General features: G+C 67.9%; 24 protein-coding genes. 6 read left to right on the top strand and 18 right to left on the bottom strand.

Annotation, left to right across the window (positions count from 1 at the left end; genetic code table 11):
- Positions 1-71 precede the first annotated feature (71 nt).
- Both EOJ32_RS12260 and EOJ32_RS12265 read right to left on the bottom strand, forming a co-directional pair.
- Complete coding sequence (locus EOJ32_RS12260) at positions 72-2297, bottom strand: ATP-binding protein (RefSeq protein WP_127898739.1); 2226 nt, start codon at positions 2295-2297, stop codon at positions 72-74.
- On the bottom strand, positions 2294-2752 hold the full coding sequence (locus EOJ32_RS12265) for a molybdopterin-dependent oxidoreductase (RefSeq protein WP_127898740.1): 459 nt from the start codon (positions 2750-2752) through the stop codon (positions 2294-2296). Before EOJ32_RS12265 ends, EOJ32_RS12260 begins: the two co-directional genes overlap by 4 nt.
- A gap of 159 nt (positions 2753-2911) precedes the next feature.
- Here EOJ32_RS12265 and EOJ32_RS12270 point away from each other — a divergent pair, with 159 nt between their 5' ends.
- Positions 2912-3574 carry a GntR family transcriptional regulator gene (locus tag EOJ32_RS12270; protein ID WP_045998957.1) on the top strand — a complete coding sequence of 221 codons (663 nt, stop codon included), beginning with the start codon at positions 2912-2914 and terminating at the stop codon, positions 3572-3574.
- A 13-nt stretch (positions 3575-3587) separates the two neighbouring features.
- Positions 3588-4520, top strand: coding sequence for a sugar kinase (locus EOJ32_RS12275; RefSeq protein WP_127898741.1), 933 nt, complete (start codon positions 3588-3590; stop codon positions 4518-4520).
- Here EOJ32_RS12275 and EOJ32_RS12280 read toward each other — a convergent pair whose 3' ends face one another.
- The 9 genes from EOJ32_RS12280 to uxaC all read right to left on the bottom strand — a co-directional run bounded on the left by EOJ32_RS12280 (position 4521) and on the right by uxaC (position 13605).
- A complete protein-coding gene (locus tag EOJ32_RS12280; RefSeq protein WP_205963148.1) occupies positions 4521-5996 on the bottom strand; it encodes a UxaA family hydrolase in 1476 nt (491 codons plus the stop codon).
- Entirely contained in the window at positions 5989-7413 is a 1425-nt protein-coding gene (locus EOJ32_RS12285; protein ID WP_127898743.1) for a mannitol dehydrogenase family protein, read from the bottom strand. Before EOJ32_RS12285 ends, EOJ32_RS12280 begins: the two co-directional genes overlap by 8 nt.
- Complete coding sequence (kduD, locus tag EOJ32_RS12290) at positions 7391-8131, bottom strand: 2-dehydro-3-deoxy-D-gluconate 5-dehydrogenase KduD (protein ID WP_127898744.1); 741 nt, start codon at positions 8129-8131, stop codon at positions 7391-7393. The genes EOJ32_RS12285 and kduD overlap by 23 nt, the downstream gene beginning before the upstream one ends.
- A complete protein-coding gene (gene kduI / locus EOJ32_RS12295) occupies positions 8128-8952 on the bottom strand; it encodes a 5-dehydro-4-deoxy-D-glucuronate isomerase (protein WP_127898745.1) in 825 nt (274 codons plus the stop codon). The genes kduD and kduI overlap by 4 nt, the downstream gene beginning before the upstream one ends.
- A gap of 10 nt (positions 8953-8962) precedes the next feature.
- On the bottom strand, positions 8963-9244 hold the full coding sequence (locus EOJ32_RS12300) for a cupin domain-containing protein (protein WP_127898746.1): 282 nt from the start codon (positions 9242-9244) through the stop codon (positions 8963-8965).
- Between the two features lie 10 nt (positions 9245-9254).
- Positions 9255-10538: a TRAP transporter large permease gene (locus tag EOJ32_RS12305; protein ID WP_127898747.1), complete on the bottom strand. Its 1284-nt coding sequence runs from the start codon at positions 10536-10538 to the stop codon at positions 9255-9257.
- A 4-nt stretch (positions 10539-10542) separates the two neighbouring features.
- On the bottom strand, positions 10543-11136 hold the full coding sequence (locus EOJ32_RS12310) for a TRAP transporter small permease (protein WP_232303234.1): 594 nt from the start codon (positions 11134-11136) through the stop codon (positions 10543-10545).
- A gap of 67 nt (positions 11137-11203) precedes the next feature.
- Positions 11204-12175, bottom strand: a complete 972-nt coding sequence (locus EOJ32_RS12315) for a TRAP transporter substrate-binding protein (RefSeq protein WP_045981674.1) — start codon at positions 12173-12175, stop codon at positions 11204-11206.
- Positions 12176-12198: 23 nt separating this feature from the next.
- A complete protein-coding gene (gene uxaC, locus EOJ32_RS12320) occupies positions 12199-13605 on the bottom strand; it encodes a glucuronate isomerase (protein ID WP_127898748.1) in 1407 nt (468 codons plus the stop codon).
- 80 nt (positions 13606-13685) lie between these two features.
- On the opposite strand from uxaC, the gene EOJ32_RS12325 reads away from it, so the two are divergent.
- The gene (locus EOJ32_RS12325; RefSeq protein ID WP_127898749.1) at positions 13686-14381 is read left to right on the top strand and encodes a GntR family transcriptional regulator; all 696 of its coding nucleotides are present in this window, start codon (positions 13686-13688) and stop codon (positions 14379-14381) included.
- Here the strand turns inward: EOJ32_RS12325 and EOJ32_RS12330 are convergent.
- Entirely contained in the window at positions 14378-15643 is a 1266-nt protein-coding gene (locus EOJ32_RS12330) for a glycerate kinase (protein WP_127898750.1), read from the bottom strand. The two genes, EOJ32_RS12325 and EOJ32_RS12330, sit on opposite strands and share 4 nt — an antisense overlap.
- 164 nt (positions 15644-15807) lie before the next feature.
- Here EOJ32_RS12330 and EOJ32_RS12335 point away from each other — a divergent pair, with 164 nt between their 5' ends.
- Positions 15808-16338 (top strand): biliverdin-producing heme oxygenase, encoded by a 531-nt coding sequence (locus EOJ32_RS12335; RefSeq protein ID WP_127898751.1) that lies wholly within the window; start codon positions 15808-15810, stop codon positions 16336-16338.
- Positions 16339-16385: 47 nt separating this feature from the next.
- Positions 16386-18524, top strand: coding sequence for a histidine kinase dimerization/phosphoacceptor domain -containing protein (locus EOJ32_RS12340; RefSeq protein ID WP_127898752.1), 2139 nt, complete (start codon positions 16386-16388; stop codon positions 18522-18524).
- On the opposite strand, the gene EOJ32_RS12345 is transcribed toward EOJ32_RS12340, so the two are convergent.
- Positions 18505-18972: a response regulator gene (locus EOJ32_RS12345; protein ID WP_127898753.1), complete on the bottom strand. Its 468-nt coding sequence runs from the start codon at positions 18970-18972 to the stop codon at positions 18505-18507. The genes EOJ32_RS12340 and EOJ32_RS12345 overlap by 20 nt on opposite strands.
- Positions 18969-20084 carry a PAS domain-containing protein gene (locus EOJ32_RS12350; RefSeq protein WP_127898754.1) on the bottom strand — a complete coding sequence of 372 codons (1116 nt, stop codon included), beginning with the start codon at positions 20082-20084 and terminating at the stop codon, positions 18969-18971. The genes EOJ32_RS12345 and EOJ32_RS12350 overlap by 4 nt, the downstream gene beginning before the upstream one ends.
- Positions 20085-20201: 117 nt before the next feature.
- On the opposite strand from EOJ32_RS12350, the gene EOJ32_RS12355 reads away from it, so the two are divergent.
- Positions 20202-20819, top strand: a complete 618-nt coding sequence (locus EOJ32_RS12355; protein ID WP_127898755.1) for a nucleoside/nucleotide kinase family protein — start codon at positions 20202-20204, stop codon at positions 20817-20819.
- On the opposite strand, the gene EOJ32_RS12360 is transcribed toward EOJ32_RS12355, so the two are convergent.
- The 4 genes from EOJ32_RS12360 to EOJ32_RS12375 are packed head-to-tail and all read right to left on the bottom strand — an operon-like array spanning position 20816 to position 24708.
- Positions 20816-21604, bottom strand: coding sequence for an ABC transporter permease (locus EOJ32_RS12360; protein WP_127898756.1), 789 nt, complete (start codon positions 21602-21604; stop codon positions 20816-20818). The genes EOJ32_RS12355 and EOJ32_RS12360 overlap by 4 nt on opposite strands.
- Positions 21601-22482: an ABC transporter permease gene (locus EOJ32_RS12365; RefSeq protein ID WP_127898757.1), complete on the bottom strand. Its 882-nt coding sequence runs from the start codon at positions 22480-22482 to the stop codon at positions 21601-21603. The genes EOJ32_RS12360 and EOJ32_RS12365 overlap by 4 nt, the downstream gene beginning before the upstream one ends.
- Positions 22475-23539, bottom strand: coding sequence for an ABC transporter ATP-binding protein (locus EOJ32_RS12370; protein WP_127898758.1), 1065 nt, complete (start codon positions 23537-23539; stop codon positions 22475-22477). The genes EOJ32_RS12365 and EOJ32_RS12370 overlap by 8 nt, the downstream gene beginning before the upstream one ends.
- A gap of 50 nt (positions 23540-23589) precedes the next feature.
- Positions 23590-24708 (bottom strand): extracellular solute-binding protein, encoded by a 1119-nt coding sequence (locus tag EOJ32_RS12375; RefSeq protein WP_045981663.1) that lies wholly within the window; start codon positions 24706-24708, stop codon positions 23590-23592.
- Positions 24709-24826 lie beyond the last annotated feature (118 nt).

Below are 24826 nucleotides of genomic sequence, written 5' to 3' on the forward strand. Positions count from 1 at the left end.
CCCAAGCCCCCGCCGCAAGGTTGACGGCCCACCCCGGAGATTCTGCAACAGATGCAGGGGCACGCGGCCGATCACGCCTGCGGCAACGGACCCGCGGGACGCACCGCCTGCAACAGCGCATTGAGCGCCGCCCGGCTGAGCGGCTTGACCAGCGACCGGTCCATCCCGGCCTGACGAAAGCTTGCCAGATCCGCTGGCATGGCATGGGCCGTCAGGGCCACGATGGGGCAGTCGCGGTTGGGGCCGTCACCCGCGCGAATGCGCCGGGCCGCGTCGATGCCGTTCATGCGGGGCATGCTGATATCCATCAGGATCAGGTCGAACCGGCGCTGTTGGGCGGCGGCGACGCCGGCAAGGCCATCCTCGGCCTCGGTCACCTCGCATCCTTGGCGGCGCAGCATCTCGCGGGCGACCAGACGGTTGATGGCATTGTCCTCGACCATCAGAATGCTGAGGCCGGGACAGTCCGGACTGGCCACCGCCTGCTGGGGCACCGTGTCGGGCGCAACGGGCGCAGGCTCCAGAGGCAGCATGATCCGGAACGCGGTCCCCCTGCCCGGCTGGCTTGAGACCGTGATCTTTCCGCCCATGGCATCGACCAGGCCCTTGACGATGCTGAGACCAAGTCCCGTCCCCTCTACCTTGCGGTCGAAGGTCGAACCCAACGTGACGAACGCATCGAAGATCCTGTCCAGATCGCCTGCGGGGATGCCAATACCCGTATCGGTCACGCGCAACGTGACGTGTCCCGGTGGCCCCGACGTATCGACCAGCACGGTGATATGTCCGTTCTCGGTGAACTTGATGGCGTTGCCGACCAGGTTCACGACGATCTGTTCCAGCCGCGCCGCATCGCCCAGGACCGGCGCCATATCGTCGCCGGAATATACCGCCATCAATTGGTTGCCCGCCGCCTGTGCCTGCGTCTGCAGACCCAGGATCGCCGAATCGACCAAGCTGCGCAGGTCGACCGGGTTCCGGGCCAGAACCAACTGACCGCTGCGCGCTCGCGAGGTGTCCAGCACATCGTTGACATGGCCCAGCAGCATGCGGCCGGAATGCTCCATCGCGGCGACGTACTGGCGCTGGCGGTCGTCCAGTTCGGTCAGGCTCAGCAGGTCCAGCAAGCCCAGAATGCCGTTCAGGGGGGTCCGCATCTCATGGCTCATCACGGCGATCATGCGCGTCTTGGCCTGTTCGCCCGCGACGGCGCGGTCACGGGCCTCGATCAGTTCGGCCTCCTCGGCCGCGCGTCGGGACACGTCGCGCACGAAGGCGACCACCAGCGGTCCGTCCTCTCCTCGGGCGACCGACATGGACAGTTCGACGGGGATGATCCGGCCCGACTTGTGCCGGGCGGCGGTCTGCATGATATCGGGCCCGCCGGCGCGCGGGCGGGTGGTGCCGTCACGGACCCGGGCCAGAACCTCGCGCACCTTGGCACGCCGGTCGTGCGGGGTCAGCAGGTCGACGACGTCCGCGCCCACGGCCTCGGCCCGGTCATATCCGTAGATGCGCTGTGCTGCGGCGTTGAAACCCAGGATCCGCCCATCGGGGCGCGCCACCAGGATTGCGTCGATCGACGCCTCGAACAGCGAATTCAGGCGATTGCTGACCGCGGCGATGCGGCGGTTTCGTTCGCCCGCGCTGCGCACCATCGCGGCCAGGACCACGACGCTGCCCGCCAGCACCATGAACAACGGAACGACCAGCAGCGACAGGGTCGTCAATGCGCGGGCCACGCCTTCGCGGCGCAGCGCGGATTTCTCGGCGAACAGCCGCACCCCCTCCAGCGACACCTGCCTGACCAAGGGCACGGCCGCGTCGACGATGGGCATGATCCGGGGCAGACCCGCGATCAGTCCCGCGTCATCGCCGTCGATCACCGGCACGGCGGCGTCCAGCCCGGACTGGATCGCCATCAGCGCGGTCGAGATGCCGGGTTCCGCGCGCAGGTGGTCATAGGTCCGCCCCTGCTGCAGCGTCTGGATGCGCGAATAGAAGATGTCGAACCGCTGCCGCAGATCTTGCGCCTGATCCGCGCCGGCACCGGGCGCGGCCAGCAGCAGCGCGGCACGCTGCAGGGCCAGAACCTCGACCTCGGACTGGGCCAGGAACCATTGGGTGTTGTCCGTGGCGGCGGTCCCCATCTCGTCGATCTGACGGCGCGCATCGACCTGCAGCAGCCAGACGACCAGCCCCAGGGCCAGGATCACGCAACCGAAGAAGGCGGGCATCATCCTGACCGCCCGCGCGATGCGCGGGGGATGCAGGTCGGTGCCCACCGCGTTGATCACCTCACGGCCTCGATCCGGACCAGCTGCCAGATGCTGCGGGCATAGGTCACTTCGGACTGCAGCGCAGGATCGGAGTCATAGGGATAGATGACCCAGAGCGGCCCCTTGTCGCGCACGGACATCGCCTGCCCGTCCTGCTGGAACGCGACGATGGGATAATCCGCCGTCACCTCGTCCACGGGAATCTGTACCGCGTAATCGTTGATCGCCACGGCCGAGACCGTGCCCTGATCGATGCCTGCATCGGTCAGGATCGTCTGCAGCGGGACCCCGGTGAAGGTCGGCTGCCCCTCCGTCCAGATGGTCGAGGTGGCAAAGCTAACCGGCCCAAACGCCTGAAGCGCCGCCTGATCATAGGTCTGCGTGCCGTCCAGACCGACGACGGTCAGCAACGGATCGTCGGCCAGCGCCGGACCCGCCAGCGCAAGCAAAAGGGAAAGGGCTGCGATCTTCATGAAACTGCCGTCGACAGGGTTGGTCGGGGTTGCGGTGTCGCGTCATCTTGACGTCCGCTGCGCCATTCTGGCAGCGAATCCTTTCTAAAATGCTATCGACCGACCGATGCTCTTTACTGGTATGGAAGTATGGTATAAATTTGCCGAAAAGGGCCTGACATGATTCCGATCCGCGCTGCCACGACCGCCCAGCAGGTCCATGACTGGTTGTACCGCTGCGTCCTGCGCGGCGACCTGCTGCCGGGCACGCGCCTGTCGGAGACCGAGATCGCGGCCCAGGTCAACCTGTCGCGCCAACCCGTGCGCGAGGCCTTCATCCGGCTTGCCGCCGATGGGTTGGCCGAAGTGCTGCCCCAACGGGGCACCTATATCGGGCGCATCTCGATGCGGGCGGTGCTGTCGGCGCGCTTCATCCGCGAGGCGGTGGAAAGCGACCTGGCCCGCCATGTGGCCGCCACCCGCCCCGACCTGACCGCGATGGCCGCCGAACTGACCGTGCAGGAAAGGTGCGATGTCGAAGGCGACGTGCCGGGGTTCATCGAATCGGACGACCGGTTCCACCGGGCCATGGCCCTGGCGGCGGATCAGGGCGCCGTCTGGCAGGATCTGGAACGGCTCAAGGCCCAGATGAACCGCCTGCGGCACCTGTCGATGCGCGTCTTCGACCGCAGCCAGACCATCGCCCAGCACCGTGCCGTCCTGACCGCGCTGCAGGCCGGCGACGCCGATGGCGCCGAAGATGCCATCCGCACGCATCTGCGCCAGATGCTGACCGAACTGCCGCAGATGGCCGCGGCGCATCCCGACTATTTCACCGACTGAAAGGTCCCGAAGCATGCCGCAAGCCGACCCTATCCGCATCCTGTCCATCGGCGAGGCCATGGTCGAGATGTCACGCGCCCCCGATCCGGACCTGTGGCGGATGGGCTTTGCCGGCGACACGCTGAACACGGCCTGGTATCTGCGCCGCCTGTTGGACGACGCCTGGCAGGTCGACTATCTGACGCGGGTCGGCACGGGCGACTTTTCGACCCGGATGGTCGAGTTCCTGCGGGCCGAAGGGCTGGGCACCGCCCATGTCAGCCGTCAGCCCGATGCCGAGATCGGCCTCTATGCGATCAGCCTGACGAACGGGGAACGCAGCTTCTCCTACTGGCGCGACACGTCCGCGGCGCGGCGGCTGGCCGACGACCCGACCCTGCTGCACGCCGCCCTTCAGGGCTGCGCAATGGCCTATCTGTCGGGGATCACGCTGGCGATCCTGCCCCCGCAGGGACGCATCGGCCTGATGCAGGCGCTGGACCGGGCGCGGCAGGCCGGCACCACGGTCGTCTTCGACACCAACCTGCGGCCGCGCCTTTGGGCCGACGCGGACACCATGCGTGCGGTCACGCAGGACGCCGCCGGCCGCGCGGATCTGGTCCTGCCCAGCTTCGACGACGAGGCCGCGCTGTTCGGCGATGCCGATCCGCAGGCGACGCTGGACCGCTATCTGGCCCTGGGCGCGGGCCAGGTGGTGGTCAAGAATGGCGGTGGGCCGATCCGGTTCGGTGGGCGCGATGGTGCGGGCCACATCGACGATCTCAGCGTCGAGAGCCCGGTCGACAGCACCGCCGCGGGCGACAGCTTCAATGCGGGCTATCTGGCGGCACGGCTGACGGGGGCCGATTGCGCCGGTGCCATCCGGGCCGGGCACGCGCTTGGGCGACAGGTGATCCGCCATCCGGGCGCGTTGATCCGGCAGGCGGTCGAGGACGCGCGGCGCTGACTACAGCACCGCGCCGATCTGCCAGGGCAGAAACTCGTGATCGCCCAGGCCCAGGGCCTCGCTTCGGGTGACCTGGCCCGAGGCGGTGCGCAGGATCAGATCGACGATCTGGCGGCCCTTGTCGTCAAGGCTGACACCGGACAGCACGTCGCCGCAGTTCAGGTCCATGTCGTCGCGCATTGCGGCGAACAGGGCATCGTTCGTCGCCAGCTTGAGGGTGGGCGCGGGTTTCGACCCGAAGGCTGATCCGCGCCCGGTGGTGAACACGATCAGCTGCGCACCCCCGGCGATCTGACCCGTGGCCGAGACCGGGTCGTAACCCGGCGTGTCCATGAAGTTCAGGCCCGGCGCGGTGATGGGTTCGGCATAATCCAGCACGGCGTTCAGCGGCGTGGCGCCCGCCTTGGCCACCGCGCCCAGGGATTTCTCAAGGATCGTCGTCAGCCCGCCCGCCTTGTTGCCGGGGCTGGGATTGTTGTCCAGCGAGGCACCGTTCATCGCGGCATACCCCTCCCACCAGCGCAGGCGGGCCAGCAGCCGGTCGGCCAATGCGGGGTCGGCGGCGCGGTCCAGCAGCAGGCGTTCCGCGCCGTGGATCTCGGGCGTCTCGGAGAGCACGACCGATGCGCCCTGCGCGGCCATGATATCGCAGGCCACCCCAAGTGCCGGGTTTGCCGTGATGCCCGAAAATCCGTCCGACCCGCCGCATTGCAGCCCGATCCGCAGGGCCGATGCCGGGGCGGGTGCGCGCGTCACCGCATTGACCTGCGGCAGCATCTGGCGGACACGGGCCTTGATGGCGTCGATGGTCGCGCGGGTGCCGCCGTTGTCCTGGATCGTCAGCCCATGAAAGCGCGCGGCCTGTCCCAGCTCCTGCTTCATGCGGGCGATCTGCATCACCTCGCAGCCCAGACCCACGAACAGTGCGGCCCCGACGTTCGGGTGCCCGGCATGCCCGGTCAGCACCCGCTGCAGCGCGATCCAGCCCGGTCCGCTGTCGGCCATCCCGCAGCCCGATCCATGGGCAAAGGCCACCACCCCGTCCACGTTCGGATAATCGGCCAGCGCGCCCTCGGCCTGCAATTCGTCGGCGGCGCGGCGGATGACCGTCGCCGAACAGTTGACCGTCGCCACCAGCGCCACGAAGTTGCGCGTGCCGACCTGTCCGCCGTCGCGGTGATAGCCCTGAAACTGCAATTCCCGCCCGCGATGCCGGTCAAGAGCCGCCCGCGCGGCCGCAAGCCCGGCGCCGGGGGTCTGGTCGCGGTCGTGATCGCCAAAGGCCAGGTTGTGGCTGTGAACGTGATCGCCCGACGCGATGTCGCAGGTGGCATAGCCGATGACCTGCCCGTACTTCACCACCGCCGCCCCCCGCGCGATGTCCGTGCGGGCGATCTTGTGTCCGGCAGGCGCCAAGCCGCGCGCGGTCAGGATGGCGACGGTGTCCGACGGATTCAGGACCAGCGGTTCAGCCACTTGCGGCGACCCGCGCGCCATCACGCACCAGCCGGGTCAGCGCATCGGTCAGGTCCGCGCGGAACCCCGCATCGTCGCGCAGTACGGCGGGAAAGACCTGCGACAGGGCCAGGAACCCGTCGACCGTCGCCGCCGGATCGTCGCGCCACAGCGCGGCCATCTGCAGGGCCAGCGGGTCCTTGACCTCGATCGCCCCGCACGTCTCGTCGCGACCCGAGGCATAGCGCATCCAGGCCGCCACGGCCAAGGTCAGCCCCGGTACGGGCCGCCCGGCGGCGCGGCCTTCGGCGATGGTGCCAAGGATGCGCTGCGGCAGCTTCTGGCTGCCGTCCATGGCGATCTGCCAGGTTCGGTGACGGATCGCCGGATTGGCATAGCGCGCCGCCAGCGCGTCGGCATAGGCCGCAAGATCGGTGCCCGGCGGCGGCGTCAGCGCCGGGATGATCTCGGACCGCCACAGACGGTCGACGAATTGCGCCATCACCGGGTCGGCCATCGTGTCGGCGATGGTCTGGTGCCCGGCCAGATAGCCCAGATAAGCTAGGCTGGAATGGGTGCCGTTCAGCATCCGCAGCTTCATGTGCTCGAACGGCGTCACGTCGTCGACCAGCTGCACACCGACCGCGCCCAGATCCGGGCGGCCGTTGCAGAACCGATCCTCGACCACCCATTGGCGGAAGGGTTCGTGCATCACCGGGGCTTCGTCGCGCCGGCCCGTCAGGGTCTCGACCCGGTCCAGATCAGTGGGCGTGGTCGCCGGAACGATGCGGTCCACCATGGTCGAGGGGAAGGCCCCTTGCGCCTCGATCCAGACGGCCAGATCGGGGTCGATCAGCCGCGCCAGGTCCAGCACGACGCCACGCACGACATGGCCGTTTTCCGGCAGGTTGTCGCAGCACAGCACGGTGAAGGGCGGGATGCCCGCCGCGCGACGCGCCTGCAGGGCCCGGACAAGAAAACCCGGCGCCGATCTGGGCAGCGGATTGTCCAGATCATGGCGGATGTCGGGGTGATCGGCGTTCAGCCGCCCCGTGGAAGGCTCATGGCAATAGCCCTTTTCGGTGACCGTCAGGCTGACGATCCGTACCGCGGGTGCGGTCATCGCGTCCAGCACGGCCTGGGGGTTTTCGGGCGCGAGCAGAACGTCGCGCAGCACGGTGACGACCTGCGCGGTCTCTCCCTCCGGTCCCAGCTGCAGCGCGGTATAGGCCCAGCCCTGCGGGGCCAGCCGGTCGCGCGTGCCGGGCGATTGCAACGACACGCCGATGATCCCCCAGTCACCGCCAAAAGCCGCCATGGCCTGTTCGACATAGATGGCGCCATGCGCGCGAAAGAACGCGCCCAGGCCCAGATGAACGATGCCCGCGGGTCCGGCGGACGGGGTATGGTGCAACCTAGCGGGCAAGCCAGCCTCCATCGACGTTGAGGATCGCGCCGTTGACGTAATCGGACGCGGGCGCGGCCAGGAACACGGCGGTCTGGGCGATATCCTCGGGGCGACCCCACCGGCCGGCGGGGATGCGCTCCAGGATGGCGCGGCTGCGGTCGGGATCGGCGAGCAGTGCCTGCGTGTTGTTCGTCTCGATATAGCCCGGGGCGATGGCGTTGACGTTCAGGCCGCGCCCGGCCCATTCGTTGGCCATCAGCTTGGTCAGCCCCGCCACGCCATGTTTCGACGCGGTATAGGACGGCACCCGGATGCCGCCCTGAAAGGACAGCAGCGACGCGATGTTGATGATCTTGCCCCTTCCCCGTGGCAGGGCGGCGCGCGCGAAGGCCTGGCAGGTGAAGAACAGCGCCTTGGCATTCACGTCCATCACCGCGTCCCAATCGGCCTCGGTGAAATCGACCGCATCGTCGCGGCGGATGATGCCCGCATTGTTCACCAGGATGTCGATCGGCTGGTCCGCGAACACGTCACGCGCCACCATCGGATCGGCGAAATCCAAGGTCAGCGACCGCCCCGCCTTGTCAGACACCTGGCCCATCATCGCCACCGTCTCGGCGCAGTCGCGCCGGCCGCTGGCGATCACGTCCGCCCCGGCCTGCGCCAAGGCCACGGCGATGGCCTGGCCGATGCCGGTATTCGCGCCGGTGACCAGGGCTGTGCGTCCCTCAAGGGAAAAGGGGGTCACCGCAGGTCCTCCGGCTGGATGAAGTCCATGTCGGTGTAATCGACATTGTCCCCCGCCATCGCCCAGATGAAGGTGTATTCGCCAATGCCCGCGCCGGAATGGATCGACCAGGTCGGCGACAGCACCGCCTGTTCGTTGGCCACGAACAGGTGGCGCGTCTCTTGCGGTTCGCCCATCAGGTGCAGGACCCGCGATTCCGGCGCCATGCCGTGATAGAGGTATGCCTCCATCCGGCGGTCATGGACGTGGGCGGGAATGGTGTTCCAGACCGACCCTTCCTGCAACGAGGTATAGCCCAGCACCAGTTGGCAGCTTTCCATGACCAGCGGGTGGATGAACTGCTTGATGACGCGCTTGTTCGAGGTCGCGGTCGCACCCATCTCGACCTTCTTGGCCTGATCGACGGTGATCAGCCGGTGCGGCAGCGCACGATGCGCGGGCGCCGAGGTGATGTAGAACCGCCCCCCGCCCGAAAACGTCACCGCCCCCGCACCCATGCCCAGATACAGCACGTCGCCATTGGCCATGTCCCAACCCTGCCCCGCGGCCTCCACCCGGCCCGGCCCGCCGATATTGACGATGCCCATCTCGCGGCGGTCAAGAAAACTGGGCGTGCGGGTCTCGTCGATGGCGTCCAGGGTCAGGGGCGCCCCGTCCGGCACCGCGCCGCCAACCACGAAGCGGTCGTAATGCGTATAGGTCAGGCGGATCTGACCGGCGGCGAACAGACCCTCGACCAGGAAATGCTGCCGCAGTTGGGCGGTGTCCATGCCGCGGGCGTGGTCCGGGTGGATCGCGTGGCGGGTTTCGACATGCGTCATAGGGGTCCTTTCACAGAAAATCGTCGCGGCGGGGGGTGAAGCTGTCGATCAGCACACCCTCCTCCAGGCACAGGCAGCCGTGTTCGGCGCCCGAGGGAATGATGAAGGCGTCGCCGGGCCCGACCTCGGACGGCTGGCCGTCGACGGTGAAGCGGTAGCGGCCCGACTGGACATAGGTCGACTGCACATGCGGATGGCTGTGCAGCGCGCCCCGGTCGCCCGCCGCAAAGGCGAAGCGGACGACCATCAGGTCCGGCGCATGGGCCAGGACGGTGCGGACGGGATCGGTCATTGCGACACCTTCACCAGCGGAACACGGAGGGCAGCCACAGCGACAGCGCCGGGACATAGGTGACCAGCATCAGCGTGGCGAAGGCCGCGCCGTAGAACGGCCAGATCGTGCGCATCGCCTGCCAGATGCTGATGCGGCCCACCGCGCAGCCCACGAACAGCACCGCGCCGACGGGCGGCGTGCACAGGCCGATCCCCAGGTTCAGGATCATGATGACCCCGAAATGCACCGGATCGACGCCGAAGGCGGTGGCGACCGGCAGAAAGATCGGCGTGGTGATGACGATCAGCGGCGACATGTCCATGAACGTCCCCAGGATCAGAAGGACGATGTTGATCATCAACAGGATCACGATGGGGTTGCTGGACACGCTTTGCAGGATCTCGACCAGCTGTGTCGGCACGCGCAGATAGGCCAGAAGCCAGCCGAAACAGGCCGCGCAACCGATCACCAGCAGCACCATGGCGGTGGTGCGCACAGCACCCTTGGTCGCCTCGACAAATTCGGACCAAGGCAGGCTGCGATAGACCAGGGCCGTCACCAGCAGCGCATAGACCACCGCCACGTTCGAGGATTCGGACGCCGTGAACCAGCCCGACCGCACGCCCCCGAAGATGATCGCGATCAGGATCAGGCCGGGCATGGCGGACACGAACAGCGCGCCCAGCATCCGCAGGCCCGGGAACGGCTCGGTCGGATAGCCCTTCCGGCGCGCGACCCACCAGGCGGTGACCATCAGCGATACCGCCAGCAGCAGACCTGGAATGATGCCGGCGGTGAAGAGGTCTGCGATGGACAGACGGCCCCCGGCGGCGATGGAGTAGATGATCATGTTGTGGCTGGGCGGTATCATCAGCGCGATGATCGAACTGACGACCGTGATGTTCACGGCGTAATCGACGTCGTAACCGCGCGCCTTCATCTGGGGGACCATCAGGCCGCCCACCGCGCTGGCGTCGGCCGCGGCCGACCCGGACACGCCGCCGAACATCAGCGAGGCCATGATGTTGACCTGGCCCAGCCCGCCGCGCATGTGCCCGACCATCGCACCGGCCAGCGCCACCAGGCGCCGGGCGATGTCGCCCCGCACCATCAGGTCGCCCGCGAAGATGAAGAACGGGATGGCGATCAGCGCAAAGACCGAGATGCCGCTGTTCAGGCGCTGGAACACCACCACCGGCGGCAGCCCCATATAGAGGACGGTCAGAAAACTGGCCACGCCCAGGCAGAAGGCCACCGGCGTGCCGATCATCAGCAGCGTGACGAAGCTGCCGAACAGGATCCACAATTCCATGATCTCAGGTCCTTTCGCGGGGGCGCGCAGCCTTGCCGTCCAGAAGGTCATCGGCGCGCACCGCACCCGGCGCGCCGTCGACGACGCCGTCCGCGGCATCGTCCATGTCACCAAAGCGCATCGTCTTCAGCCCCGCCGCGCGGCGCAGGATGCGTTCGACCGAAAACAGCATCAGCAGGATGCCGCCCCCGATCAGCGGCGCGAAATCCCACAGGCGCGAAATGCCGATGCCCGGCACCACGCCGCTGGCCGCGCGCGCCGCCAGTTGCCAGCCGAACCACGCCATGCCGAAGCCGAAGGCCGTCACGACCACGTCGGACAGGCTGTGGAACCACGGCCGCCAGCTTTCCGGCACGACCATCAGGCCCACATCGAACGACAGGTGATAGCCTTCCTTGACCCCCACGGCGGCGCCCAGGAAGATGAACCAGCCCATCAGCATGACGGCGGCCGGTTCGGCCCAGAACAGGCTGGACCCCATCACGTAACGGAAGAACACCTGCGCAAAGACAAAGGCGGTCATCAGGACCAGCCCGATTCCCGCCAGCCACAAGGCCGCCTGCGCGACCGCGCCGGTCAGCGTGGCAAATCTGATCATCCCCTCGCGCATCGCGCATCCCCCGGAAAAGAAAAGGCCGCCCGCGAGGTCCGCGGGCGGCGTGATGTCACTGGGTCGCGCGGATGCGTTCGACCAGGTCCTTGTTCTCGGGGGTGGTCACGTACTTGTCGTAGACGGGCACCATCGCCTCGATGAACGGGGTCTTGTCGATCTCGGTGATGACCTCGGCACCGGCGGCGGTCACCTTGTCCAGCGATTCCTGTTCCTGCGCCGCCCACAGCTCGCGCTGCAGGGTCGAGGAATTCTGCGCCGCCTCGCGCAGGATCGCCTGATCCTCGGGGGTCAGCTTGTCCCAGCTGGTCTTGGACATCGCGACCAGTTCGGGAACGATCAGGTGCTCGTCCAGGGTGAAATACTTGGCGACCTCGGCGTGGCCCGAGCTGTCATAGCTGGGAAAGTTGTTCTCGGCCCCGTCGATCACGCCGGTCTGGATGCTGGAATAGACCTCTCCATAGGGCATCGGCGTGGCGTTGGCGCCAAGCGCATCCATCATGTCGACGAACACGTCGTTCTGCATGACGCGGAACTTCATCCCCTCGAGGTCGGCGATCGACTGGATCGGCCGCTGCGAGTTGTAGAAGCTGCGCGCCCCGCCATCATACCAGGCCAGTGCCACCAGATCGCGCTCCTCGAACGCGGCGGCGATCTCCTCGCCGATGGGACCGTCCAGGACCGCGTGGCTGTGCTCGACGGACGTGAACAGATAGGGCAGCGACATGATCTGGGTGACCGGCACGATGTCGTTGAACGACCCGAAGCTGGCGCGGACCATGTCGATGACGCCGAACTGGGTCTGCTCGATCGTGTCCTTCTCCTCGCCCAACTGGGACGACGGGAACACCTCAATGCAGATGCGGCCGTCGGTCTTCTCGCGGACCTCCTCGGCCATGGCCTTGACGCCCTCGACCGTCGGATAGCCGTCGGGATGGGTGTCGGACGACCGCAGCGTGATCTCGCAGGCGGTGGCGAAGCTGGCCGAGGCCAGCAGGCCGGCCAAAGTTGTCATCAGCAGTTTCATGTTATCCTCCCAGATACAGATGCTCAAAGCTTGTAGGCCCGCTTGGCCAGGCCATAGGTCAGGTCGCGCGCCACCTCGGGGGCCTCGTCCTCCTCCAGACGTCCCGATGCGACCAAGTCGGCCAGCCAGGCGCAATCGACCCTGCGCGCCACGTCGTGACGGGCCGGGATCGAACAGAAGGCGCGTGTGTCGTCGTTGAACCCCACGGTGTTGTAGAACCCCGCCGTTTCCGTGGTCATCTCGCGAAAGCGGCGCATCCCTTCGGGGCTGTCATGGAACCACCAGGCCGGACCCAGCCGCAGGCAGGGCCAGACCCCGGCCATCGGTGCCAGTTCGCGGGCATAGGCGGTCTCGTCCAGCGTGAACAGGATCACCGTCAGGCGCGGGTCCATGCCCACCGCATTCAGCAGCGGCCGCAGCGCGGTCACGTAATCCGTGCGGCCAGGGATGTCGAAGCCCTTGTCGCGGCCGAACATCGCCAGCACGTCGTCGGAATGGTTGCGGCGCGACCCGGGGTGGATCTGCAGGACCAGCCCGTCGTCAAGGCTCATGCGCGCCATCTCGGTCAGCATGTGGCCGCGGAACGCGTCTGCCTCCTCTGCGGTGCAGGTGCCGCGCAGGGCCTTGGCGAACAGCGCAGCGGCCTGGTCGCGGGGCAGATCCTCCGTCCGGGCCGAGGCGTGGCCATGGTCGCTGGACGTCGCGCCATGGTCGATGAAGAACGCCCGACGCGCCCGATGCGCGTCCAGGTATCCGTCCCAGGTCGCGGTGTCGAACCCGGTCTGCTGGCCCATCAGCGCGACATTGTCGACGAACCCGGCCATCTCGGGGTCGATCACGCCGTCCGCACGATAGGCGGTGATGACCCTTCCCCCCCAGTCGCTGTCGCGGATCATCCGGTGCCAGCGCAGATCGTCGGTCGCGGCCTCGGTCGTGGCGATCGCCTCGATGTTGAAACGGTCGAACAGCGCGCGGGGCCGGAATTCGGGTCGGGCCAGGCACTCGGCGATGTGATCGTAATACCAGTCGGCCGTGTCTTCGGACAGGCGGCGGTCAATGCCGAAGACGTGCTGGAAGCTGTGGTCCAGCCACAGGCGCGACGGCGTGCCGCGAAACAGCGGATAATGCCGCGCGAACAGCCGCCAGATGGTCCGCCCATCCGTTTCGGTCGGCCCGCCATCGGCGCGGGGCACCCCCAGGTCGGTCAGCGCCACCCCCTGCGAACACAGCATGCGGAACACGTAATGGTCGGGCGTCACGAACAGCTGCGCGGGGTCGGGAAACGCCTCGTTCTCCGCAAACCAACGCGGATCGGTATGGCCGTGTGGGCTGATGATCGACAGGTCGCGCACCTGTTCGTACAGCGCGCGGGCCAGATCGCGGGCGCGGCCCTGGGTCGGGAACAGGCGGTCGTCGTCCAGCAGTGTCATGTGATCCCCTCCGACTCACTTGCCATTCCGCTAGTCGTCTAATATGCTAGTTTACAGGTTCGGTCAACGCGGGGATGATCATGTCGGTTCAGGAACTGGACAGCTTGCCACCGCTGCAGGATCTGCGCCCCCGCACCGTCACCGACCAGATCTTCGAGCATCTCTATGCACGGGTCGTCGGGCTGGACCTGCCCCCCGGCGCAAAGCTGTCCGAGGCCGAGGTCGCGGCCCGGATGGGCGTGTCGCGCCAACCGGTGCGCGACGCCTTCTATCGGCTGTCGCAGCTGGGCTTCATCCAGATCCGCCCGCAGCGCGCGACCACCGTCACCCCGATCTCGACCGAGGCGGTGATGCAGGCCTATTTCATCCGCAGCGCGCTGGAACAGGCGACCATGCGGGTCGCGGCGCTGACGTTGCAGCCGTCGGACTGGGATGGCCTGGAACGCCTGATCGACCTGCAGGAAGCCGCCAGCCGGGAGGACCGGCGCAGCGATTTCCATGCCCTGGACGACCAGTTCCACCGCGACATCTGCGCGGCGGCGGGCAAGGAATTCGTCTGGAACCTGGTGCGCGACAACAAGGGCCACATGGACCGCGCGCGCTTTCTGTCGCTGTCCTACGGCGCCTCGACCGCGTTCATCGAGCATCGGGAAATCCTGGCCGCCCTGCGTGCCCGCGACCCCGAGGCCGCCGCAGGCGCCCTGCGCGACCATCTAAGCCATATCGAACACATCCTGGAACGGCTGCGCATCGACCAGCCGGGCATCCTGGCCTAGCCGGCCGGGACCACCAGCACCGCCCGGAAATCGTTGACATTGGTCAGCGTCGGCCCGGTGCGGATCAGGCTGTCCGTCGCGTCGAACAGGCTGTAGCTGTCATGCCCCGCCAAGGCCGCACGCATGTCCAGGCCCAACTCCGCGACCCGCTGCGGCAGATCGGGGCCGATGATGGCGCCCGCCGCATCCTCGGTCCCGTCGATGCCGTCGGTGTCCGCGGCAAGCGCGTGGATGCCCGGCTGCCCGCGCAACGCCACGGCCAGGGACAGAAGAAACTCGGTGTTGCGCCCGCCGCGGCCGGGATCGCCCTGGCCGATGGTCACGGTCGTCTCTCCGCCCGACAGCAGGACCGCGGGGGCCGGGGCGGGGGTGCCATGGGCGGCGGTCGCGCGGGCGATGCCGGCCATGGCGATGCCCAGTTGCGCGGCCTCTCCCTCCAGCGCGTCGCCCAAGAGGACCGGTGTCACCCCGGCCCGCTCCGCCACGCGGGCGGCCGCCAGCAACGACATCTGCGGCGTGGCGATCAGGCGGTAATCGGCGTCGAAGGCCGCAGCGGGCTGCGGCGGCGCCATCAGCAGATCACGCGCCGCCTGCGGCAGGGCCGGGCCAAGCCGGTCGACCAGCCAGGACAGGTCCTGTCCGGCGGTGGGGTCCGGCACCGTCGGACCGGACGCGATGGCCGCCGGATCGTCGCCCGGCACATCGGAGATCGCCAGCGTCACCAGCCGTGCGGGCGCGGCCGCCTGCGCCAGCCGCCCGCCCTTGATCGCCGACAGGCGCCGGCGGACGCGGTTCATGTCCTCGATCGTCAGCCCCGACCGCAGCAGCAGGCGGTTGACCACGATCTTGTCCTCCAGCGTCAGCGGCGCGCCGGGCGCCGCCATCAGCGCCGACCCCCCGCCCGAGATCAGCGCCAGCAGCAGGTCGTCCGGTCCCGCCGCCTTGGCCGCAGCCAGAATCCGTTCGGCGGCATCCTGCGACGCCGCGTCAGGCACAGGGTGGGACGCCTGGCACACGGTGATGCGCCGCGTCGGAACCTGGTGCCCATGCCGCGTGACCACGATGCCGGACAGGTCGACATCGGGCCAGGCGGCCTCCAGCGCGGCGGCCATGGCGGCGGCGGACTTGCCCGCGCCCACCACGATGCAGCGGCCCTGCGGCTTGGGCGGCAGGTGATCGGCAAGCACCTGCGCGGGATCGGCGGCGCCCACCGCCGCATCGAACATGTCGCGCAACAGCGCCTGTGCCTGGTCCTGGTTCATTCCGCCTCCATCGGTGATCGCGTCGCCCGGGGGCGCGCCTGTGGCGCCATCATAGGGATGGTGCCGCGGTTTGCCAGCACCGCCGCCGCTGGCCCCTGCCCCGCCGATCTGCTAGGGCGCCCCGGATTGCGGCCCCGCGCCGCCCCAACCCGCCCGAGGCCCCGGTGACCCAGCATGTTCTGCGCAGCGTCCTTCGCGACGGCACCGGCGATCTGCACGCCACGCTGGATGCGCAGGTGGGCGCGCTGGACAGCCCGGCGGCCTATCTGGCCTATCTGCGCGGCAGCCACGCGTTTCGCAGCGCCATCGATCCGCTGCTGGAGGCCGGGTCCGCCCGGATCGGCTGGCGGCCGGTGATGCTGTCGGATGCGACGGCGCGCGATCTGGCGGACCTTGGCGCAGGGCGCCCGACCCCGGTGGCCTCGCCTGCCCTGCCCGACGCCGCGGCCGTCGCGGGTGCGCTGTATGTGGTCGAAGGATCGTCCATCGGTGCGACGCTGATCGCGCGCAGGGCGGCGGCCCTGGGGTACACCACGGGCCACGGCGCGTCCCACCTGGCGCTGCAGACGGGCGATCCGCGCCGGTGGCGGCGGTTCCTGGACTGGCTTCATGCCGCGGACCCGGACCCCGCGCGGGCGGTCAAGGCCGCGCGGGCGGTGTTCCAGACCGCCATGACCGCATTTACGCAACGGTAAACGAAAAGCAATTGGACGGCTGACCTGGGCCGCCTTAGAAATCCGTAATGTCCACAGCCCTGCCCAACCCTGCCGATGCCCGTGATCTGACTGCCTGCGACCGCGAACCGATCCATGTTCCCGGATCGATCCAGGCGCATGGCCACCTTCTGATCGTCGACCCGGGCGACGGCCGGATCGTCGGCGCCGCGGGACGCGCCGACGGCCTGACGCGCGACATGATCGGCCAGACCCTGTCGCAGGCGCTTGGCGGCGTGCTGCGCAATGCAATCGACGATCTGCCCGATATTGGTCCCGTTCCCCTGGCACCCGTGATGATCGACGGGGCATCCTGGGACCTGCTGGCCTATCGCAGCGGCGCGCATGTCGTGATCGAGATGCTGCCCGCGCTGGATCAGCCGCCGCTGGATGCACGTTTCCTGGGCCGGATGCAGGCGCTGGACGCGGTGCTAGAGCGGGCGTCGTCCCTGCCCGACCTGATGCGGAACGCGGCGGGCGTGTTCCGCCAGCTGACCGGCCACGCGCGGGTGATGATCTATCGCTTCATCGACGACGAGGCCGGGGCCGTGGTGGGCGAAAGCCGTGCCGAGGGCATGGGCACGTTCATGAACCACCATTTCCCGGCATCCGACATTCCCCGCCAGGCGCGCGCCCTCTACGTGCGCAACCGCGTGCGGGTCATCGCCGACGTGCATGCCCCGGTCCAGCCGATCACCGGCAGCGTTCCCGGGATCGAGGCCATCGACCTCAGCGATTCGATGCTGCGCAGCGTCTCTCCGGTGCACCTGCATTATCTGCGCAACATGGGGGTGGGTGCATCGGCGTCGATGTCGATCATCAAGGACGGGGCGCTATGGGGTCTTGTCGCCTGCCACCATCCCGAACCGCGCGACCTGTCGCTGGCCACGCGCCTGGCCTGCCAGTCCCTGGCCGACAGCCTAGCCCGCCAGATCCGCCTACGCGAGGAGACGGTGCTGTACCGTGAACGCATCCGGCTGCGCGCGCACGAGGATACCGTGCTGGCCCGTCTTGGTCCTGACGACCAGCTGGACCAGTTCTTCGCGCAATCCGCGGGACCGCTGGCCGAGCTGGTGGGCGCCGACGGCTTTGCCGCCGTTCAGGGCAGCGAGCTGTTCTCGTCGGGCAGCTGCCCCGATCCGGCGGCGCTGCGCCATCTGGCCGACCATGTGCGCCAGTCGGCGGCGATCACCCCCTTTGTCAGTTCCAACCTGGAACGCGTGATCCCTGCGGCGGCGGCCTATCGCGACGTTGCCAGCGGCATGCTGTCGGTCACCATGTCGACCGAGGTGCCGACGATCCTGATGTGGTTCCGCGCCGAAAAGCTGCAGGTCGTGACCTGGGCCGGCAACCCGCACAAGGACGTCCCCACGGTCCCCGGCGCCACGCTGGAGCCGCGCGCATCCTTTGCGGCCTGGTCCGACGAGGTACGGGGCAAGTCGCGCCCCTGGACCGCCGCCGAGGTCGAGGCCGCCAGCCGCCTGGTTCGCCTGATGCTGGAAGCCCGCAGCTCGCGACGCATCCGCCGGCTGAACGCCGAACTGTCCATCACGCTGCGCGAGAACGAGAGCCTGATCCAGCAAAAGGAATTCCTACTGCGCGAGGTCAACCACCGCGTCCAGAACAGCCTGGCCCTGGTGGCATCCTTCCTGCGCATGCAGGGCCGCGGCGCCGATCCCCTGGTCCGCACCCAGCTGGACGAGGCGCAAAGCCGACTGTCGGCCGTCAGCCTGGTCCATCGCCGCCTTTATCAGGACGACAGCGCCCAGATCGTGGATCTGGCGATCTATCTGGACGATCTGCTGCGTGACATGAAATCGTCGCTGGACCCGGCATGGGCCGACGCTATCCAGACCGAATTCGCGCCAATTCTGGTATCGGCGGACCGTGCGGTCAGCATCGGCCTGCTGACCAACGAGATCGTCGCGAATGCCATCAAGTACGCCTATGACGGCCAGCCCGGCCCGGTGTCGGTCGTGCTGTCGCAGACGCGCAACGGGATGCTGTTGTCCGTGACCGACAACGGCGTGGGGTCGGACGGGTCCATCAAGGGCACCGGCTTTGGCATGCGGATGGTGGCGTCGCTGGTCGAGCAGCTGGGCGGCAAGCTGCAGTCGGACACGAATGCGCCCGGTCTGCGGGTGGTGATCACCGCTCCCCTGGACTGACGCCCCATTGCGCGGCGAAGGCGGGCGAGGCCACGAAGCTGCCGGGTTCGGGCGACACGGGGGGCGGATCGCACACGCCCTCCTCCAGGTATTTCAGCGCGGCGACGAACCCCGCCGATGAGAACGGCTTGGCGATGACGCCATGCGCGCCGTCGAAATCGTCGGGGATCTTCTTGGGATTGGCCGTGACAAAGACCACGATGGTGTCGGGCCACTGCTTCTGGATGGCGCTGTTGACCTGCAGGCCGGTGCTGCCGCGTGCCAACTGCATGTCCACCAGCGCGACGTCCGGGGCCTTGTCCGTGGGCAGGGCCATCACGTCCTGCAGCGACGATGCCACGGCCAGCACCTGATGGCCGGCATCCTCGATCATCATCTCGATGTCCATCGCGATGATGAACTCATCCTCGACCACGAGGATCGACAGCGGCGCCTTGGGGCGGTTCATGGAATTTCCTTGTCGATGACGACGCTGACCTGAATCGACCCCTGATCGGTCCTGGACCAGGCCACGCGCGTTCGTGTCTGTGCGGCAAGCCGAGAGATGATCTGTTCGTTCACCCCGGACGGCGAATAGACCGGATCGGCCTCGGCGTCCCCCTGGCCCGGAGGTCCGAAGCCGATGGACAGCTCGACCCGCGCGGGCGTCGTCCGCGACGAGATGTCGAAGACCTGGCCCTTCGCGACGTTCTCGGGGCGGATCATGTGCGCCAGGATCTCGTTCACGATCAGCCCGATCGCCGCCGCCTGCCCCGCAGGCACCTCGGCCCGGCCCAGATCGGCGCGGATGCGGATGTCGCAATCGGCCCGGCTTTGCGTCAGGTCGGAGGCAAGGTTGACGGCGTAGGATCCGATGTCGAACCGCGTCACGTCGTCGGACTGGTACAGGTGGCGATGCACCGTGGCCAAGGCGTCGATCCGGGTCATCATCGCGCGCAGCATGTCGGCCGTGTCGCTGTCCGCCGCCTCGCGCAGCTGCAGGCGCAGGATCGACCCGATCATGGTCATGTTGTTCTTCACGCGGTGATCGACCTCGTGCAGCAGCAGACGCTGTGCATCCAGCGAATCGCGCAGTTCGGCGACGCGGCGGGTCACCTCGGCCTCGACCCGCGATTTCTCGCGCGCCATGCGGGACTGCACGTCGATCCGGTCGGTGACGTCCAGCTGCGATGCAAAGAAGAACCGGATGCGGCCCGCATCGTCACGCACCGGGCTGAGATACAGCGCATTCCAGAACGACGTCCCGTCCTTGCGATAGTTCAGGATATCGACCGAGATGTCGGTCCCGTTCTCGACCGCCTCGCGCAGGCGGCGGATCGTGTCCTGGTCTGTCTGCGACCCCTGCAGGAACCGGCAGTTGCGGCCCATCAGTTCGTCGCGGTCGTACCCGGTCAGGCGCTGGAACGCGTCATTGGCAAAGACGATGGGATTGTCGGGCAGGCTGGGGTTGGTGATGATCATCGGCATGCGCGTTGCCCGCACCGCGGCCGCGAAGGGATCGCCGCGTCCGTGTTCATGATGCAGCGCCTCGGTCAGGTGCCAGTCGTCCCGTTCGTCCACGTCGCGTCCCTTGTAAGCCTGCCCCAGACCCTGTCGTCTGCTTCAAGGCACTGCCGCCTTGAATGGTTCCGGAATATCGGAAAAGGATCGCGGTGACAGGCCCTCAAAGGTGACATGATGACCACGACGACAGATCTTCCCGACCTGAGAGAGCGCCTGCGGACAATGGCCCGCGGCCCCGGCCGGACCATGGTCGCCCTGGCGGGCCCTCCGGGCGCGGGCAAGAGCCATGTCACCGACGCGCTTCTGGCCGATCTGCCGGGGGCGGCGCTGCTGCCGATGGACGGGTATCACCTGGACGACCGGCTGCTGTCGGCACGCGGCGATCTGCCGCGCAAGGGGGCGCCCTGGACGTTCGACCTGAACGGCTTTGCGGTCATGCTGGAGCGGCTGGCCGCCGATGACGGCCGCGACGTGCTGGTCCCCGTATTCGACCGCGACCTGGAGATCAGCCGCGCCGCCGCGCGTGAGATCCCCGCCAGCGCCCGGCTGATCCTGGTCGAGGGGAACTATCTGCTGCTGGACCGGCCCGGCTGGCGCGACCTGGGGCATCATTTCGCGCTGACCGTGATGCTGGACGTGCCGCAAGCTGTGCTGCGGGCCCGCCTGACGGCCCGCTGGCGCGACCTGCCCGCCGATCAGGCCAGCGCCAAGCTGGAGGCCAACGACCTGCCCAACATGGAACTGGTGCTGACCGCCAGCCGTGCACCCGACCTGATCCTGCCGAACGGCTAGGCCGCGCGCCGGCGCCGCGCGACCTCATAGGCGATGGCCCCGATGACCGTGGCCACGATGATGACCAGCGCCAACGCGTTCACCGCGGGCGTCAGGCCGGTGCGGACCTTGGTCGCGATGAAGACGGTCAGGGGCGTCTCGAACCCGCGCACGAACAGCGTGGTGTTGTAGTTCTCGATCGATTGCAGCACCGCGAGGCCGGCCGATGCGATCAGCGCGGGCCGCAGGAACGGCAGCGTCACGCGGCGGAACACCATCACGCGGCTGGCGCCGAGACCCAGGGCCGCCTCCTCCTGCGTGCGGTCGAACCGCTGCAGGCGGGCCATGACCATCAGCATGACATAGCAGATGATGAAGGTCGACTGCGCCAGCACGATCAGGAACACCCCGCCGCCCACGCCCATCTGCCGCCACAGGATCAGGGTCGAGATCCCGATCACCACCCCCGGCGTCAGCAGGGGCGACACCATCACCGCATAGGCAAAGCTGCGCGCCCGCGCATGCAGCGATGTCAGGACCAGCGCCGCCGCCGTGCCCACCGGCACCACAATCACCACCACGCAGACCGCGACCAGCACGGATGTCCACAGCGACTGCCACATGGCGGCGTCCGCCCACATGGCGGCGAACCATTCCGTCGTGGTCCCCTGCCACGGGATCACCGTGGGAAAGCGGCTTTCATTGAAGCTGGCCGCGCCCATGATGATCAGCGGTGCGAACAGATAGGCCGCGAAGACCATCAGATACAGCCGGAACATGGCGCCGAAGATGCGTTCCGCCCTCATTTCGCGACATCCGTCAGGTTGACGCGGAACAGCCGCAAGGTGATCAGGACGACCGCCAGGCACAGCACCAGCAGCACCAGCGCATAGGCCGCGCCGCGGTTCCAGTCGCCGCCCTCGAAGAACCAGTTGTAGATGATCTCGGTGAACCATCGGCTGCCGGGCGATCCCAGCAGCGCGGGCGCGACATAGCTGCCGGCGGCCAGCATGAAGGTGAACACGAAACCCGTCGCGATCCCGGCCTTGGCATGGGGGATCACCACGCGGGTATGGATGCGCCAGGGCGACGCGCCCAGGTCGCGGGCGGCCTCGACCTGGGCTTTGTCCAGCGATTCGATGGCGTTGTAGATCGGCAGCAGCATGAACAGGATATAGGCATAGACCATCGCCGCCAGCACGCCTCCGTCGCCCTGCCAGCGGATCGGTGCGTCGATCAGGCCGATATTCGTCAGCACCGCGTTCAGCGGCCCGCGATAGGCCAGGATGATGAACCAAGCCAGCGTCCGCAGCACCTCGTTGATGAAGAAGGGGATGATGATCAGCATCATCGCGATGGCCAACTGCCCCGTCGTGGCCCGCTGCGCCATCCAGAAGGCGATGGGATAGCAGACGGCAAAGGTCACCGCCGCCACCAGGCCGCTGGCCCAGATCGTCTTGAGGAAGATCGCGCGGTGCGTGGGCTCTCCGGCAAGATACAGGATGTTCGACAGCGTATAGGTGTCGTCCGGCCCCCCCAGCGCCGCGGGCGGCAGGTTCGGTCGCAGGGCATAGTCGATCATCATCAGGTTCGGGGCCAGGACCATCACGGCCAGCCAGAACAGGACCAGGATTAGGAATATCGTCGAAAGCCCCGGTCCGAAACGGTTTTTCAGATCACCCATCGCCCAGCACCACCGCATGTCCCGCGTCGAACCCGAACCCTGCCCGGCTGCCCGGAACCGGCGCATCGGCCAGCCGCGTCGAGGGCACCGATGCCGTCAGCGCCGTCCCGCCGTCGAACCGGCCGTGGACCAGCGCAAAGGAGCCTTCGAAATCGACGCGCTCGATCTGCGCCTGCAGGGGGTTTTGGCCGATACCGGGCACCAGCGCCTCGGGGCGGACATAGATCGTGCCCTGCACACCCGGCGCGGCACCCTGTCCCGCGCGACCGGTCAGCGGGCCCAAGTCGGTCTCGATCCGGGCGGTGCCGGCCTGCACGTCGGTGATACGGCCGGGAATGGCGTTCGTCTCGCCCACGAAGCGGGCCACGAAGGGCGTGGCGGGGTTGTCGTACAACTCTCGCGGCGTGGCGACCTGTTGCAAGAGCCCCGCCGACATCACGGCGACGCGGTCGGACATGGCCAACGCCTCGGACTGGTCGTGGGTGATATAGATGAAGGTGACGCCCGTGCGCTTCTGCAGGGCGCGCAGTTCGGCGCGCATGTGCTGGCGCAGCTTCAGGTCCAGAGCAGAGAGCGGTTCGTCCAGCAGCAGGACGCCCGGTTCCACGGCCAGGGCGCGGGCGATGGCCACGCGCTGACGCTGGCCGCCGGACAGTTCGCCCGGCATGCGGTCGCCGTATCCCTCCAGCGCGATCAGGCGCAGCAGGTCGTCGGCCTTGGCCCGGCGTTCGGCGCGGCCGACCCCGCGGGCCTCCAGGCCGAAGGCAATGTTGTCGCGCACCGACATCAGCGGGAACAGGGCCAGCGACTGAAAGATCATCGCGGTCGGGCGCTGGTTGGGGCCTAGCCCCTTCATGTCCCGGTCGCCGATCAGCACGCGCCCCTCGGTCGGCTCTATGAAGCCCGCGATCATGCGCAGGATCGTGGTCTTGCCGCAGCCCGACGGCCCCAGGATGGAGAAGAACTCTCCGGCCTCGACCTTGAAGCTGACATCGCTGACGGCGCGGGTGGTGCCAAAAGTCATGCCGATGCCGGCAAGTTCGACCGAATGGGACATTGTGTCTCCTGCAGGAATTGAGGGGCGGCGCAAACCGCCCCCGGTTGGGTTCAGGCCGACAGGAAGCGGTCCTGATACTCGTTGCGCTTGGTGATGTACCAGCTTTCCTGGATCGGCCACCACCACAGCTTCTCCAGCGCGTCGCCCGGATAGGCGGCGGCGAAGAAGGCCTTGGCCTCGTCCGAGGTCAGCTGATCGGAGCCCACCGCGGTCGAGTTGATCTTGGTCGCGTTGGTGTACATCGCGCCGGCCTCGGGCGTCAGGAACCAGTTGATGAAGGCATAGGCACCGTCCAGGTTCGCGGCCCCCGTCGGGATCGACAGACCCTCCATCCAGGCCAGCGCGCCTTCCTTGGGCGCGATGAAGCCCACGGGCAGACCTTCGGACGCCAGGGCGGCCGCGGTCGAATCCCAGGTCTGGCCCACGGTGGCGCCGTTGACGCGGAACGCGCCCTGGGCCTCGTTCTCGTTCGTCCAGAACTGGATGATGTTGCCCTTGCGCGCGATGGCCTCGGCCAGGATCACGTCGAAGATCTCGATCTGCGCATCGGGATCGGTGAACGCATCCAGCAGCGGCCGCGGCAGCTTGCCCTCGGCCTCCAGCCACAGGCCCAGGCCGATCAGCGAGGAATGCCCGCGCACGGTCGCCTGCGCGCCGTCCTTCCACAGATCGCCATAGGACGCGGTGCCGTATTCCAGCGGGTTCTGTTCGGTATCGAAGGCGATCGCCTCGGTGCCCCAGTCGGTCGGCACCTGGTACCGCTTGCCGTCCACGACCGCGCCCAGGTTGACCGAGTTCTCCCAGGCACTGGGCAGGACCTTGGCGACCTCGATGCGCGATTCGTCCAGCGGCTGGATCAGGCCGAACTCGACATAGTTCGGGACGCGGTCGACGGTCGGCCAGATCAGGTCGAACCCGGCGCCGTTGTTGGCACGCAGCTGGTTCAGCAGCTCGTCGTTGGTGCCATAGGGGGTGAAATTCGGGGTGATGCCCGTGGCCTCCTGAAAGGCGCCCAGGATCTCGTCGTTCAGATAGCCGGCCCAGGCAAAGATGTTCACCTGCCCCGCACCCTGCGCCATGGCGCCGCGCGCCAGATAGGGAGAGGCCAGCGCCACGCCAGCCGTGGCCGCAGCCCCGCGCAGAAGGCCGCGTCGGTCGATCCGTGTCATAGAAAGATCCTCCATGTCGTTGTCACTCAGCCGTTTCCCGTTATCGGGCATGCGTGTCGATAAAATGACACGACGCCAAGGGCTTTGGCTTGGCCCGCAGCCTAGACCGGGGCCGCGC

The sequence above is a fragment of the Paracoccus sp. Arc7-R13 genome (assembly GCF_004010775.1).
In the GTDB taxonomy this organism is placed as follows: domain Bacteria; phylum Pseudomonadota; class Alphaproteobacteria; order Rhodobacterales; family Rhodobacteraceae; genus Paracoccus; species Paracoccus marcusii.

Bases quoted from the DNA above. Each gene is read 5' to 3' on its own strand.
- EOJ32_RS12285 (WP_127898743.1), bottom strand. From the start codon at position 7,413: ATGGAGGCTGGCTTGCCCGCTAGGTTGCACCATACCCCGTCCGCCGGA.
- EOJ32_RS12265 (WP_127898740.1), bottom strand. From the start codon at position 2,752: ATGAAGATCGCAGCCCTTTCCCTTTTGCTTGCGCTGGCGGGTCCGGCG.
- EOJ32_RS12345 (WP_127898753.1), bottom strand. From the start codon at position 18,972: ATGAACCGCCCCAAGGCGCCGCTGTCGATCCTCGTGGTCGAGGATGAG.
- EOJ32_RS12325 (WP_127898749.1), top strand. From the start codon at position 13,686: ATGTCGGTTCAGGAACTGGACAGCTTGCCACCGCTGCAGGATCTGCGC.
- uxaC (WP_127898748.1), bottom strand. From the start codon at position 13,605: ATGACACTGCTGGACGACGACCGCCTGTTCCCGACCCAGGGCCGCGCC.
- EOJ32_RS12360 (WP_127898756.1), bottom strand. From the start codon at position 21,604: ATGAGGGCGGAACGCATCTTCGGCGCCATGTTCCGGCTGTATCTGATG.
- EOJ32_RS12270 (WP_045998957.1), top strand. From the start codon at position 2,912: ATGATTCCGATCCGCGCTGCCACGACCGCCCAGCAGGTCCATGACTGG.
- EOJ32_RS12375 (WP_045981663.1), bottom strand. From the start codon at position 24,708: ATGACACGGATCGACCGACGCGGCCTTCTGCGCGGGGCTGCGGCCACG.
- kduI (WP_127898745.1), bottom strand. From the start codon at position 8,952: ATGACGCATGTCGAAACCCGCCACGCGATCCACCCGGACCACGCCCGC.
- EOJ32_RS12365 (WP_127898757.1), bottom strand. From the start codon at position 22,482: ATGGGTGATCTGAAAAACCGTTTCGGACCGGGGCTTTCGACGATATTC.
- EOJ32_RS12310 (WP_232303234.1), bottom strand. From the start codon at position 11,136: ATGATCAGATTTGCCACGCTGACCGGCGCGGTCGCGCAGGCGGCCTTG.
- EOJ32_RS12275 (WP_127898741.1), top strand. From the start codon at position 3,588: ATGCCGCAAGCCGACCCTATCCGCATCCTGTCCATCGGCGAGGCCATG.
- EOJ32_RS12355 (WP_127898755.1), top strand. From the start codon at position 20,202: ATGACCACGACGACAGATCTTCCCGACCTGAGAGAGCGCCTGCGGACA.
- EOJ32_RS12315 (WP_045981674.1), bottom strand. From the start codon at position 12,175: ATGAAACTGCTGATGACAACTTTGGCCGGCCTGCTGGCCTCGGCCAGC.
- EOJ32_RS12370 (WP_127898758.1), bottom strand. From the start codon at position 23,539: ATGTCCCATTCGGTCGAACTTGCCGGCATCGGCATGACTTTTGGCACC.
- EOJ32_RS12300 (WP_127898746.1), bottom strand. From the start codon at position 9,244: ATGACCGATCCCGTCCGCACCGTCCTGGCCCATGCGCCGGACCTGATG.
- EOJ32_RS12340 (WP_127898752.1), top strand. From the start codon at position 16,386: ATGTCCACAGCCCTGCCCAACCCTGCCGATGCCCGTGATCTGACTGCC.
- EOJ32_RS12305 (WP_127898747.1), bottom strand. From the start codon at position 10,538: ATGGAATTGTGGATCCTGTTCGGCAGCTTCGTCACGCTGCTGATGATC.
- EOJ32_RS12330 (WP_127898750.1), bottom strand. From the start codon at position 15,643: ATGAACCAGGACCAGGCACAGGCGCTGTTGCGCGACATGTTCGATGCG.